General features: G+C 73.5%; 8 protein-coding genes. 7 read left to right on the top strand and 1 reads right to left on the bottom strand.

The features are described from left to right. Window positions 1-249: 249 nt before the first annotated feature. From ACIQU4_RS18700 to fxsT, 3 genes are read left to right on the top strand one after another with little or no spacing between them, the layout of a single operon-like run. Entirely contained in the window at window positions 250-1,746 is a 1,497-nt protein-coding gene (locus ACIQU4_RS18700; protein WP_403731522.1) for a hypothetical protein, read from the top strand. Beyond that, the gene (locus ACIQU4_RS18705; protein WP_403731524.1) at window positions 1,743-2,906 is read left to right on the top strand and encodes an AAA family ATPase; all 1,164 of its coding nucleotides are present in this window, start codon (window positions 1,743-1,745) and stop codon (window positions 2,904-2,906) included. The genes ACIQU4_RS18700 and ACIQU4_RS18705 overlap by 4 nt, the downstream gene beginning before the upstream one ends. After that, the gene (gene fxsT / locus ACIQU4_RS18710) at window positions 2,906-7,363 is read left to right on the top strand and encodes an FxSxx-COOH system tetratricopeptide repeat protein (protein WP_403731529.1); all 4,458 of its coding nucleotides are present in this window, start codon (window positions 2,906-2,908) and stop codon (window positions 7,361-7,363) included. Before ACIQU4_RS18705 ends, fxsT begins: the two co-directional genes overlap by 1 nt. A 113-nt stretch (window positions 7,364-7,476) precedes the next feature. Here fxsT and ACIQU4_RS18715 read toward each other — a convergent pair whose 3' ends face one another. Further along, window positions 7,477-8,784, bottom strand: coding sequence for a cation:proton antiporter (locus tag ACIQU4_RS18715; RefSeq protein WP_403731532.1), 1,308 nt, complete (start codon window positions 8,782-8,784; stop codon window positions 7,477-7,479). Window positions 8,785-8,961: 177 nt separating this feature from the next. Between ACIQU4_RS18715 and ACIQU4_RS18720 the strand changes: the two genes are divergently transcribed. The 4 genes from ACIQU4_RS18720 to ACIQU4_RS18735 all read left to right on the top strand — a co-directional run bounded on the left by ACIQU4_RS18720 (window position 8,962) and on the right by ACIQU4_RS18735 (window position 13,419). After that, window positions 8,962-10,155 carry an alpha/beta fold hydrolase gene (locus ACIQU4_RS18720; RefSeq protein WP_403731535.1) on the top strand — a complete coding sequence of 398 codons (1,194 nt, stop codon included), beginning with the start codon at window positions 8,962-8,964 and terminating at the stop codon, window positions 10,153-10,155. Next, window positions 10,152-11,300 carry a caspase family protein gene (locus ACIQU4_RS18725; RefSeq protein ID WP_403731538.1) on the top strand — a complete coding sequence of 383 codons (1,149 nt, stop codon included), beginning with the start codon at window positions 10,152-10,154 and terminating at the stop codon, window positions 11,298-11,300. The genes ACIQU4_RS18720 and ACIQU4_RS18725 overlap by 4 nt, the downstream gene beginning before the upstream one ends. 142 nt (window positions 11,301-11,442) lie before the next feature. Further along, window positions 11,443-11,652, top strand: coding sequence for an aldo/keto reductase (locus ACIQU4_RS18730; protein ID WP_385575349.1), 210 nt, complete (start codon window positions 11,443-11,445; stop codon window positions 11,650-11,652). Further along, window positions 11,653-13,419, top strand: coding sequence for an HEXXH motif domain-containing protein (locus tag ACIQU4_RS18735; RefSeq protein ID WP_403731541.1), 1,767 nt, complete (start codon window positions 11,653-11,655; stop codon window positions 13,417-13,419). The last annotated feature ends 72 nt before the right edge of the window (window positions 13,420-13,491 follow it).

Raw genomic sequence — 13,491 nt, forward strand, 5'->3', positions numbered from 1 at the left:
CGGGCCGCGCACTGCTCTCCCGGGTGCCGGGGTGAACAGCCCGCTGCGCGTGGGAAAAGCACCTCTTCGGCCAAGCCCTGAATTTTTTGCGGAACTATCCCAGGGGATTGATCAGTTCTTCTGGTGGCAAGGAAGGCCCCGTGATAATTTCGCCAACCAGCGAGGGGACTCGTGCCGACTTCTGGGGGACGGTCGGGGGTGGGGAACGTGGTGGTGCGGTTGGGCGTTGGGGAAAAGGCGCGCTTGCGGATGGCGCTCGTGGACGAGCTGAGTGCGCTGGACTGCGTCCGGGACCCCAGCGAGCGGCTGTTGTTCGGCCAGAGTGTCGGCGGATACCTCGAAAGAGTCCTGGATCTGCCCGGCAAGAACGCCCGGAACGATACGGTCGCCCTTGTGCAGGCGGTGTTACGGGACCAGCAGGACGTGGAGACGGCCGTGGACGCGCTCCTCTACGCCGTCGAGCTGCACGAGGGCAGTGACGTCGCCGGGCGTGTGCGGGAGCGGGTGCTACGGGCCTGGGAGCCCGGGTCCTCCTCGGCGCTGCCCCTGCTCGGCGCATTCGAGGACAGTGACCTCAAGGCCGCCCGGGCGCTGCTCGCCGGGCACACAGGAGTCGACGCGGGCGAGTTGCTGGACCGGCTGAGACGGGAGCTGCGGCTGGATCTGCCCGGCGGACTCATGCCCGGCCAGCTCTTCGACCACCTGGTCGACCTCAACGCCCAGGCCGGCGGACTGCCGCCCGCCGTGGTCCTGCTGGAGTGCGTCGCCGAGCTGATGCCGCAGGACAGCGAGCGGCGGCGCCGGCTTCGGGAGTGGTGCGAGGCCTGGGCGTCCGGCGCGGGAGCGGGGACCGACGAGGCGCTGCGCCGGCGGCGCGAGCGGCTGGACGCCCCGGGCCGGCCGGGCACCACGGGGCCGACCGGCGGGGACGTTCCCCGCTGTCTGATCGTCATGGTGGATCCAGCCCTCGACGGTTCGCCCGACATCTACGTGCGGCACTGGGTCAACCGGACCGCCGGCCACTGGGCCCCGGTCTCGGGCGCCCTGGAACGGGCCACCCCGCCGACCCTGGGCACGGCGGTGGAGCGGGCCGTCCGGCGCGGTGAGGCGCACTGGGCCGACGCGGACAGTGCCGGCGAGGACCCCAGCCCGATCCACATCGAGTTCGTCCTTCCATACAGCATGCTCAACCACGACGTGGCCGGCCTGGGGCTGCGCGAGGCGGGCGAGGACGAGCCGGTCCCCATAGGGCTGCGCTACTACGTCCACCTGCGCAGCCTGGAGCGGATGCGTACCCGCGACCCGGCCCAGCTGCGCCGCTGGCGGCTGCGCTGGCAGACCCTGCGGGCGGCCAGCGCCGCCCGCCCGCACTCCTGGACGGGTGCCGATCCGACCACGACGGGGCTGCGCATCTGGCGCAACAAGCTGGTCGCGGACCAGCAGCTGACGGCGGTGACGCTCGGCGCCCCCGCCCTGGAGGGGAAGGCCCTGGAACCGCTGAAGGCGGCCATCGCCGAGGGCATCGGCGTGGCGCTCTGGGACCGTCGGGACCCCGCGCCGCAGGCGCTGGGCACCCCGCTCGACATGCTCGTCGGCTATCCCACGACCCAGCTGCCCGGCACCATCCACCGGCTGCGCATGAAGGCCGAGACCGAATTGCACGGAATGCAACTGCCCGGCCGCCATGTGGCGTTCTTCTACGATGACCCGTTTCGGCTCATCGACTGCGAGGAGGTACCGGCGTGACCGAGTACGAGCAGGAACAGAAGCCGGAGCACGACACCGCCCCGGCCGCCGGCGGCAGCACCGGTACCGCGCCGGGCGGATCCTGGCACGTCTTCCACGCGACCGGCGCGCCACCGGCCGGTGACCCGCCGACGATCCCGCCCGCCCCGCCCTGGCGGGAGTTCCTGGGCGCGCCGCTCCAGCCCGCCCCCGCCGACGACGACCGTGCCCTGCACCGCCGTCTGGGCGCGCACGACGCCCGGCCCGGACTGCGCGACGAGGAGATCGACACCGTCAACGCCGCGCTGCTGCTGCGCCGTCCGCTGCTGGTGTCCGGTCCGCCCGGGGTAGGCAAGTCGACCCTCGCCTATCTGGTCGCCCGCGAACTGGGCCTCGGGCGGGTGCTCCAGTGGAGCATCGTCAGCCGGACCACGCTGCGCGACGGGCTCTACGAGTACGACTCCATCGGCCGGGCCCAGGCCATCGCGGCCTGGCGGGCGGGCGCCGACAGGCCGGCCCCGGCCGCGGGGCTCCCCGGCTCGCCCGTACCCTCGACGCGCGTACCCTCGACGCCCGCCTTACCGCCCGACGCCGGGCCCGAACTCGCGCCCTATCTCGGCGACTTCGTCACCCTCGGCCCCGTCGGCACCGCCCTGCTCGCCTACGCCCGCCCCCGCGTCCTGCTGATCGACGAGCTCGACAAGAGCGACATCGACCTGCCCAACGACCTGCTCCACGTCCTGGAGAACGGCAGTTACACGGTCCCGGAACTGATCCGCAGCGCCCTGCCGACGGTCAGCGTGTTCACGGACGACCCGGACGGCCGGGCCGAGATCGTCGACGGCCGGGTCGAGTGCCGGGAGTTCCCGCTCGTGGTGATCACCAGCAACGGGGAACGGGAGTTTCCGGCCGCCTTCCGGCGCCGCTGTCTGCCGCTGGAGATGCGTCCGCCCAGCCGGGAGCAGCTCGTCTCGATCGTGGTCAGCCACCTGCGGAGCAGGCCCGAAGCGGTGGACGCACTGATCGACGACTTCGAGCGGCGGGTACGTACCGGAGGCACACAGTCGGTCGACCAGTTGCTCAATGCTGTCCATATGACCACAGCGGGTGGTTTCCAGGCGGACTCCGACGGGCGTAAGCTCATTGAACTGCTGTTGCGCGACCTCGCGAAAGGCCGCTGATGGACGGCACTCCCAGGGAGCGCGCACCCGACGCCCGTACCGGGACGGACGGTGCCTCCGGCGACGGTCCGACCTGGCGGGAGGTCGCCGACGCTGTCTGGCTCGCGGCGGCCCGTCGGGCCGCGGCCCCGGCGCCGGCCGCCGAGGAGCAGTGCCCTCCCACGGAGAACGCCCCGGAGGACGACCCGGAGCACGCACCGGAACTCGACCCGGGGCTGGCCGGTGACGTGACCCCGCCCCCGAGCATGCCCGGCGGCCCGCCGCAGGCCGAGCCGGTGCGGGGCCCGGACGATGCCACCGGTTCCCTCGTCACGCTCCCGTCCCCGTCCGACCGTTCGGACGAGGACGGCCCGGCGGGCCTCCGGCAGACCGGGGCCGAAGCCGAGGCCGAGGCCGGCCGCACCGTGCCCGTCGCCCCCGCCGCCCGGCGGGCCCGCAGACCGGTGCCGCTGCGCCTGGCGAAGGCGCTGCACCTGCTCAGCCGCAGCCTGCCCGCCCGCCACCGCATGGAACTGGACGAGGAACGCACCGCCCGGTACGGCATCTCCGACAACCTCTGGATTCCGTACCTGCGGCCGGCCACCGAGAAGGCGTTCGACCTCGTGCTGCTCGTCGACGCGGCACCCACCATGCGGATCTGGCAGCAGCGAATCGCCGCGATCGCGGTGGAGGCGGCCCGCAGCGGCGCGTTCCGGGACGTGCGCACGGTCCGGCTGGAGTTACCCCCGAGCGGCCGGGCCCGGCTGCGCTGGCCCGGGGAGGGGACCGGTGATCCGGCGGAGGTCATCGACGCGCGCGGCTCCCGGGTGCACCTGCTGGTCACCGACGGGCTGGCGCACGGCTGGGCCGGACCGGCGGCGGACGACCTGCTGATGCGGCTGGCGCGCAGCGGGCCCACGGCGCTGGTGCACCTGCTGCCCACCTATCTGTGGCACCGCTCCTCCGCCGCGCCGTACCGCGCGGAGCTGGAGGCGGGCGGCTTCGGCGCGCCCAATACCCGGATCGGCCACGGCCCCGCGTACGAGGACCCGGCCGGGGAGCCGCCCTGGGGGGCGGAGGGCAAGCCGGTCGTCCCCGTGCCCGTACTGAGTCTGAAACCGGAGTCGTTCACTGCCTGGGCCGAGCTGGTGGCCGGGGAGCTCGGCGTACGCCGGACGCTGCCCTTCCTGCTGGCCGGGACACTGGCCGAGGGCCGGCCGACGCCGGGGCTGCGGCCGCCGCGGACGGAGGGGCCCGGCTCCGCGGAGGCCGCCGAGGCCGCGGTCCGCCGGTTCTTCTCGCTGGCCACGCCGACCGCACGCCGGCTGGCCACCCATCTGGCCGCCCTGCCCTTCGAGTTCGAGCTGATCGAGGAGCTGCGCGACCGGGCGGTGCCGGAGGCCGGTCCCGGGCACGTGGCCGAGCTGCTGATGGGTGGGCTGATCGACTGGGAAGGCCCGGGCTCCGACGGCCGCCCCGACTTCGCCGAGGGCATCCGGGAGGCGCTGCTCGCCACCGGTACCCGCAGCCAGCTCGCCCGGACCGTGAGCCTGTTCGCCGATCTGCCGAGCGCCCGCGGGCGCGGCGTACGGCTGCGGGCCGCGCTGCAGGACCCCGAGCACGCCGCCCTGCCGGAGGCGACGGCCGCCGACCGGCCGTGGCTGCGCGTCGAACTGGCCGTGCTCAAGGCCCTCTCGGGCCCGTACGCCCGGCGCGCCGACCGGGTCCTGGCCGCCGTCGGCGGCGGGCCGGGCGGGGCCGGGCCGGGCGGCGTCAGTACGGACCCCACCGTCAACACGGCGGGTGGCTCCGGCCCTCCCGGCGTACCCGACCTTCCAAGAGAGGGCATACCTCCCCAGGAGATCCCCGTCCCCGCGAACGACGACGCTTCCCCTGGAGAACGTGTGCCGACCACCACCGACCCCTCAGACCCCGCAGTCCGGAAGGCTGAACCGATCATGGACACCAAGTCCCAAACTCTCTTCGTCCGCTCCGGCCAGCCGAGGGTCATGGGGAACGTCCCGCCGAAGAACCCCAACTTCACCGGCCGGGAGAGCCTGTTGGCGGCCGTCGAGGATCAGCTAATGTCGGACGAGACGGCTGCGGTGCTCCCGCACGCCCTCCATGGCATGGGCGGGGTCGGCAAGTCACAGCTGGCCATCGAGTACATCTACCGGCACAGCCACGAGTACAACGTCATCTGGTGGATCCCCGCGGAGCGGGAGAACCTCATCCTCGGAGCCCTCGTCGACCTCGCCCGCGCCCTGAACCTGGAGGTCGGCCCGCAGGCCAACACCGCGGTGCCCGCCGTCCGGGAGGCGCTGCGCACCGGACGACCGCACGACAACTGGCTGCTGGTCTTCGACAACGCCGAGGACATCGAGACGGTCCGCGGCTACTTCCCCACCGGCGGCCCCGGCAAGATCATCGTCACCTCCCGCAACCGCGACTGGGAGCGGGTCGCCTCCCCACTGACCGTCAACGTCTTCGAGCGCGAGGAGAGCATCGCCCTGCTCCAGCGCCGGGCCCGCGACCTCAGCCACGGGGACGCCGACCGCCTCGCCGAGGCCCTGGGCGACCTGCCGCTCGCGATCGAACAGGCCGGCGCCTGGCACGCCGCCACCGGCATGCCGGTCGGCCAGTACCTGGACCTGCTGGACCAGCGCCGACCCGGCATCCTGGAGCTCGACCCGTCTCCGGACTATCCGGTCTCGGTCGCCGCCGCGTGGAACATCTCCCTGGACCAGCTGGCCGACAGCAACCCGGCCGCCCGCCAGCTCCTGGAGATCTGTGCCTGCATGGCTCCCGAGCCGATCCCCCTGAGCATCCTGCGCGGCACCCGCAACGTCGACATCACCCCGGAACTGGACCCGGTGCTGCGCGACCCGGTGCTGCTGGCACGGGCCACCCGCGACCTCAGCAAGCTGTCGCTGATCAAGCTGGACCACAAGAACGGCACCCTGCACATCCACCGTCTGATGCAGGCGGTACTCGCCGCCGGGCTCGACGAGAGCCGGACCGAGGACCTGCGGCGCGCGGCGCACCTGCTGCTGGCCACCGCCGCGCCGGGGGCGCCCAACTCACCCGACCAGTGGCCGGCGTACCAGGCTCTGCTTCCGCACGTGATGGCGAGCGGCGCGGTCCGCACCTCCGACCCGTGGGGCCGCGAACTGATCAAGTCCATGGTGCTCTACCTCTACTACTGGGGCGCGCACGAAACCGGTACCGAAATGGCCCAGGAAGCGTGGCGGACATGGACCGCCCGGTCCGGCGAGGAGGACGCGCAGGTCCTGGTGATGGGCAAGCTCCTGGGGTTCCTGCTGCTCCAGACCGGCGGCGTCACGCAGGCCCTGGAGCTGTTCCAGAAGGTGCTGGAGATCTCGCGGCGGGATTCGGTTCCCGAGGAGGACCTGATCGACTCGATGACGCAGATGGCCGGCGCCCTGCGCTACAAGGGCGACTTCTACGCCGCCCGCGCGCTGGACGAGGAGGCCGACAGCCGGGCCCGTGACCTGATCGGCCCGGAGGAGCCCGCCACCCTGCTGGCCGCCCACAGCTACGGCGTGACCCTGCGGGCGTGCGGTCAGTTCGCGGCGGCCCGGGAGCTGGACGAGGAGACCGCCCGGCAGTGGGACATCCTCTACGGCACCACCAACGGCCTGACGCTGAACACGATGAACGGCCTGGCGATCGACATCCGCGAGAGCGGCGACTACCCGGCCGCCCGGGTCATGCAGGAGGAGACGTACAGGATCTACCGCACGGTCTTCGGCGAGGACAACGCGGCCACCATCCGCGCCGCCCGCAACCTGGCGGTGTGCCGGCGCCGGGACGCGGCCCTCCAGGAGGCCTCGGACCTCACCGAGGAGACCTTGGAGCGGTTCACCCTCCGCTACGGTGCCCAGTACCCGGACACCTTGGCCTGCGCCGTGAACGCCACCGTCGACCGGCGGCTGCGCGGGGACTTCACCGCCTCCCGCGAGCTGGGCCTGCAGACCCTGGAGCGCTACCGGACGACCCTGGGCCCGCAGCACGCGTTCACCCTCATCACGATGACCAACCTGGCGGCGACACTGCGTGCCCTCGGCGAGGTCGAGGAGGCCGAGGCACTGGACCTGGAGTCCACCGCCACATTCCGGGAGACCCTCGGCGAGATGCACACCTTCACGCTGACCGCCGTCCTGGGGCTGGCGAACAACCAATACGCCAAGCTGGACTTCGACGCGGCCCGCGCCATCGACGAGGAGAACCTGCCGAAGTTCGTCCGCACCTGCGGCCCCGACCACCCGCTCACCCTCTCCTGCCGGGCGAACCTGGCCCTGGACCTGCGCGGGCTCGGCCGGATCCGGGAGGCCGACGAGCTCAACGCCGACGCCGTGGAGGGCATGACCCGGGTGCTCGGCCCGGACCACCCGTGGCTGGTGGCGGCCCGGCTGCACCAGCGGATCGAGTGCGACATCGCGCCGATGCCCCTGTAGGCGCCGTACGGCGGCACTCCGTCCGCTCCGTCCACTCCGTACGGAGTGGACGGAGTGCCGCCGTACGGACGCCGTGCGCCGCGGTGCCGCCCTACGCCGCCGCGTACACGGTGTCAGAGGGCCTCGGCGGAAGATGCGTCGACCGGGGTGCGGGGTGGTGGCGGTGAAGTGTCCCCGCCCGCGCCCTCCGCGCGCGCCCGCAGGCGGCGTACGAGGGCCAGCAGGGGCTCGGTGGCCACGGTGGTCGCCAGGGCCATCAGCACCAGCGCGGTGTAGAGCCGGCCGCTGAGCAGACCCGCCTGCAGTCCCGCGTTCAGCGCGATCAGCTCCGTCAGACCACGGGTGTTGAGCAGGACGCCCACGGTCCGGGCATCGTGCCGGTCCAGGCCCGCGAGCCGGGCCGCAACGGTCCCGCTCACCACCTTGACGGTGACGGCGAGCAGGGTCACGGCGATCACCGCGACCACACCTTCGGAGTCGAGCGCGCCGATCTCCACGCTGCGGCCGGAGACCACGAAGAAGAACGGCAGCAGCAGCATGCCGATGTCGTGCAGCGGCCGGACCAGGTCCGGATCCAGGGTGCCTCCGTCCTCCCGCGGGGTGACCACGCCGGCGAGCAGGGCGCCGAAGATGACGTGCAGCCCGAGGGCCTGGGTGACCCAGGCCGAGGCGAACGCGAAGCCCACCAGGACGGCGAGCCGCACCGAGGGATCGACCCCCGAGCGCCACAACAGGCGGCGCAGGACCGGCCGGGCGGCGAGCAGCATCACGGCCGTGAACCCGAGCAGCAGTGCCAGCCGCACCGGCCGGGAGAGCCCGCCCTTCGCCTCGGTCTCCAGCAGCGTGCCCACCAGGACGGTCCAGCCCATGACGTCGATCACCCCGGCGGCGGCGACGGCGACGATTCCGGGAACTGTCCCGGCCAGGCCGTTCTCGCGGACTATGGCCGTCAGGACGGGCACGGCCGTGATGGACAGCGCCACGCCGAAGAACAGCACCGAGGCCGCGGACATCTCCTGGGGCGCGCCCAGCTCCGCCAGCCGGTCGTGGAAGACCAGCGCGGCGGCGCACCCGGCCGCCATCGGCAGCGCGAACGCCGCGAGCGAGACCGCCACCACGGTACGGGCCCGGCCCCTGACCACGCCGAGATCGAGTTCGTAGCCGACGGCGAACAGGAAGAGGACCAGGGCGATCTGGGAGAGCCCGGTGAGCACCGGGCCCAGCGCCGGGGGGAACAGGATCCGCGACAGCTCCGGGGAGAGCCCCGCGAGCATGGTCGGGCCGAGGGCGATGCCGGCGATCAACTGCCCGATGATCGTGGGCTGTCGCCACCGCCGGGCGAGCCAGCCCGCGGTGTGGGCGACGACCAGGACGAGCGCGGTGGCGCCGACGAGATGGGTGATCATCGCATCAGTACCCATACGGTCCCCCTCGAGGAGTCCGGCGCCGGGCCGGAACGGCCACGGCGGGTGCACGGCAGACCAAAGAGCGCGCACCCGGGGTCGAGGGGCACGATTTCAGCATACTGCCAAGTTGACGGCTCGTAATGTGCCACGATCGCGTTCACGGCGACTGGTTGACGTCGGGGGTGGGGACTTATGACGACGGCATTGTTCATCCACGGCACGGGGGTCCGGGAGCCCGGGTTCTCGGAGTTGTACGGGCGCTTCTCGGCCGGGCTGCGCGCCGTGGCCCCGGACGTCCGCCCGGTACCGTTCTACTGGGGCGGGGAGTTCGGCGCGACGCTGGCGGCCGGTGGCCTGTCCCTGCCGCAGCCGGGCGGACGCAGCCGCGGCGGCCTCGGCGAGTCGCCCGACGCGGCCCCGGCCGAGGACACCGACAGCGAGCGCTGGGCCGACCTGTACCGCGATCCGCTCGTCGAACTGACGCTGGTCGCCGCTGACGGCCCGGCCGCCCCCGGCGAGCTGCCCCTCGGCGCCGCGATCCCGGGGGAGCGGCCTCGGGCGCTGCTGGCCGCCCTCGAAGGGAAGGTCGCCGATGTCGCCGAACGCACCGGTGTACCGGAACAGCACCTGGCCGAGGCCGCTCTGGCGCTCACCCGCAGCCCTCTGCCCGGCCGGGCCGCGAGCGGCCTGCCCGACGACGAGGACCTCGCCCGGCTGCTGGCCCGGGCGGTGGTCGCGGCGGCGCTGTCCGCCGTACTCGCCGAGGACGCGCCCGTCGTCCCCGACGGCGAGGCGCGGGACGCGGCCGTGGCCGCTCTGGCCGAACTCATGGGGGCCCGGCCGGCGGGCTCCGAGCGCGGCCTCGGAGCCCTGCTCGCCCGGCCGGCGCTCCGGCTCGCCTCACATGCCGCGGTCCGGCGCCGTCGGGCGCTGACCGAGGCCGCCCATCCGGCCGCCGCCGACATCATGCGGTACCTGGCCCGGGGCGGGGCGCTGCGGCGGAGGCTGCGCGAGCTGATCGAGGAGCTGCCGGCGCCGGTGGTCGTGGTCGGGCACAGCCTCGGCGGCATCATCGCCCTGGACACCCTGGTCAGCACTCCGCTGCCACAAGTGGAACTGCTGGTCACGGTGGGGTCCCAGGGGCCGTTCCTCTACGAGAGCGGGGCCCTGCCCGGGCTCTCCCACCCGGAGCCGCTGCCGCGCCACGTGCCCGACTGGCTGAACGTATACGACCGGCGGGACCTGCTCGGCTACCTCGGGGCGGGGTTGTTCCCCGACCGGGTCACCGACGTCGAGGTCGACAACCGGCAGCCGTTCCCGGCCGCGCACAGCGCCTACTGGACCAATCCGGCCGTCTACCGCGAGATCGCGGCCCGGTTGTCGTGACGGGGACCGCGGCTCCCGCGCCGGAGCGCACCTTCGCAGTGGTCGTGGGCATCGAGCGGTACGCCGCCGGGTCCGGCTGGGAACTGCCCGGGCCTGCCGGGGACGCCCTGCGGTTCCGCTCCTGGCTGCTGCGTGCCGGCGTACCGGAGCAGAACATCCTGCTCCACCTCGACCCGCTGACCGACCCGGGCGTGCCGTACCGGCCCGCCGACCACGCGACGCTGCGCCGGCTGGTGGTGTCCGGGCTGCACTCCCTGCGGGGCGAGGCGCTGTGGGTGTGGTGGGGCGGGCACGGGGTGCTGGACCGGGCGGAGCGGTTGCGGCTGTTCTGCGCGGACGCCACCACCGCCGACAAGCGCAACCTCGACCTGGACTCGATGCGCCGGACCCTGGCGAGCGACACCTTGCCCGGCTTCGGCCGGCAGATCTGGATCGTGGACGCCTGCCAGACGTTCGAGGAGGAGTACGGCTTCGAGCACACGCTGCCCTCCGAGACCCTGCCCGTGGGACGGCGGGTGCAGTCCCACCAGCAGACGCTGCTGCTGGCGGCGACCCGGGGACAGCGGGCCACGAACGATCCCGGGCGCGGCACAGGTCTGTTCTCGGCCAGTGTCCTGGAGGCCCTTGACAGCAGGCGCGGCGTGGTCGGCGCGGGTGCGCCTCAGTGGCCGGATCCGGAGGCACTGTTCGGCGACGTCCAGGAGCGGGTGGAGCGACTGCGGGCCGAGCGGCGCACCGACCAGTTGCCGATGGTCTGGCTCTACGGCCCCCAGCGGTCCGAGCACCCGGCGCCGCCGACCCCCGCGACGGCGGCACCGCGGGCTGCCGTGGGGGTGGCGAACACACCCGCTCAGCGGATGGAACGCCTGATCGGCGCCCTGCTCGCCTACCCGATGATGACCGACCCCGAGGAACGGCAGTCGATCGTCACGGAGTTGGGCGGGGCCACCCGCACCGTGGAACGGATGCGCAGGCACGCCAAACCGCGCACCGACCTCATCGGGATCGTCCGGGCCCTGAGCGAGGTGCCCGGAGAGCTGTGGCTGCTCCACGCCGCGGTCACTCTGCTGGACGATGACGAGCAGCGGGCCGTGGCCCTGGAGGCGGCCGTCCACGCGTGTGCCGGACCGCGACCCGCCGGGTGAAGGGCCGGGGCATCGTCAGATGGCTTGATCACATGGGCTTTTCGGTACAGCTCCCGTTCGTCATCATGGAGGTGACTCCGGCAGCGCCGGCGGTACGTCCCGTCCGATCGGTGGGAACGGGGCACTTGAAGGGGGAAGCACGTTGCATGAGCCGGCCAACGCGGACCATCCCGGTGCGGACCGCGCGGAGCACGTCGAATCCGATCTCGCGGATCTGACCGGGGTGAGCCTCGCCGCGATGCGCGGCGTTCCCGCACAGTTGCGCAGCCGACGGCTGCTCGCCCAGGCCCGCCGTGCCCGGAGCAACACCATGGGGCACAGCAATCCGACCGGCGGGGCCAGGGCCGAGTAGATGGCGTCGCAGGAGCACGAAGCGCGATTACGGATGCCCGGCGCCCGGTTCGACGAACTCGCCTCGGGCGGCGGCTCCGCCGAAGCAGTCGCGTTCCTGGTCCGGGGCGAACGCACCAGGCGCCTGATGCTCCTGGGTGAACTGCTCGACCGGCTGAACGAACTCCCGGACGCACTGGGCGAACTGGGCCCGGCCGCACCGGTCTGGGAGTTGTTCGCCGAGGCGGCCGAGGCAGAACCGGACGCGTGCGAGACATTGTTGATGAGCCCGCACATGGGCTGCTGGACGGCGCACATGGTGCGCCGTCTCCACGGCACGACGGGCGGCCCGCCGCTGTGGGCGGACGCCGGGCACCTCTGCGCCATCTCACTGACCGCGCGGATCCTTGCCGGGCTGGATGTCGAACTGGACGTGCCCCTGCGGGACGGCGGCCTGTCCCTGCCCACCCTGGGCCTGGCCCGGATCGGCGGTCTTCAGGGCTTCGGCACGGGGCGGGCCCGGCTGCGGAGCGGCGATCTGCACCTGACCTCGGGCGGCCGCACGATCCTGGTCCGCCCGCTGGACGAGGCCTGGCGCAGCCACTGGACCCCATCGCGCACCTTCGCCGGTACGTCGACCTGGCTGGACGACCTGGACCCCTACCGCGACCTGGACGAACCGGTCAGCCCGCAGCCGCTGTCCGGGGCGGAGGCGGAGCGCTGGCAACGGCTGTTCACCGAGGCCGCGGCCATCCTGGAGGGGTCCTCGCCGGACGGGCCGGGCGGGCTGCGGGTGGCCGAGGTCCGGCGCATCGTGCCGGCGGACCTCGCGGAGCCGGGCGGGCCGACCCGTACGGCATCGACCGCGCCGGGCCCCGCGCCCACCGACGTACTGGTCAGCGCGACCACGTCGGACGCCTTCGGTTCCATGGTCGTCTCCCGTCCGCCCGACGCGCTGGCGCTCGCCGAGGCGATGGTGCACGAGTTCCAGCACAGCAAGCTCGGCGCGCTGCTCCATCTCTTCCCTCTGCTCCACGACGACGGCGCCGAGATCCACTACGCTCCATGGCGGCCCGATCCGCGCCACACCACCGGGCTGCTGCACGGCGCGTACGCCTTCACGGGGGTCACCGGCTTCTGGCGTGACCGCATGACGGACCCGGGGGTGGACCCCGGGATCGCGGCGTTCCACTTCGCGCTGCGCCGCCTGCAGACCCGGCTGATCGTCCGTACGCTGCTGACCCGGGCCCGGCTGACCACACCCGGCACCCGGCTGCTGCGCGGGCTGGCGGCCACCCTCGACGGCTGGTTGCGCGAGCCCGTGGCACCGCGGACGGCGGAGCGGGCGCGGGCCGCCGCGCTGAGCCACCTCGTCGAGTGGCGGCTGCGGAACCTGCGCTGCGACGAGCCCGAACGGACTGCGCTGGCCTCGGCGTTCGCCGCGGGAGACACTCCCCCGCCGACCGGTGCGCACCAGCCGGTCCTGGCCGGCCCGCCGGGTCCGTGGCACGACCCCCGCGCCCGTCTCCACCGCGATCCGCCGCTCACGCCGGCCGGTGCGGATGCCCAGCTCGTCGCCGGGGTCCCGCGCACGGCCCAGGACCTCTACGCCGAGACCCTGCGCCGGTCCCCCACGGACCCGCACGCCCTCAGCGGCTGGCTGCTGGCCGAGGCCGTGCTCACCCCGGCCCACCGGCGGCTCCTGGGCCGCCCGGAGCGTCTGTCGGCCCTGGCGCCGGGCACGCCGGAGGAGCTGCGGGCGGCCGTCGCCTGGCTGGCCGGGGCGTAGGTCCTGGTCTCAACCGGTGTGCAGGATCCGGAAGCGATCGGGGGTTCCCCACGGTCCGAGTCAGGCCGGTCG

Origin of the sequence: Streptomyces sp. NPDC090741 (assembly GCF_044769045.1) — a bacterium.
GTDB lineage: Bacteria > Actinomycetota > Actinomycetes > Streptomycetales > Streptomycetaceae > Streptomyces.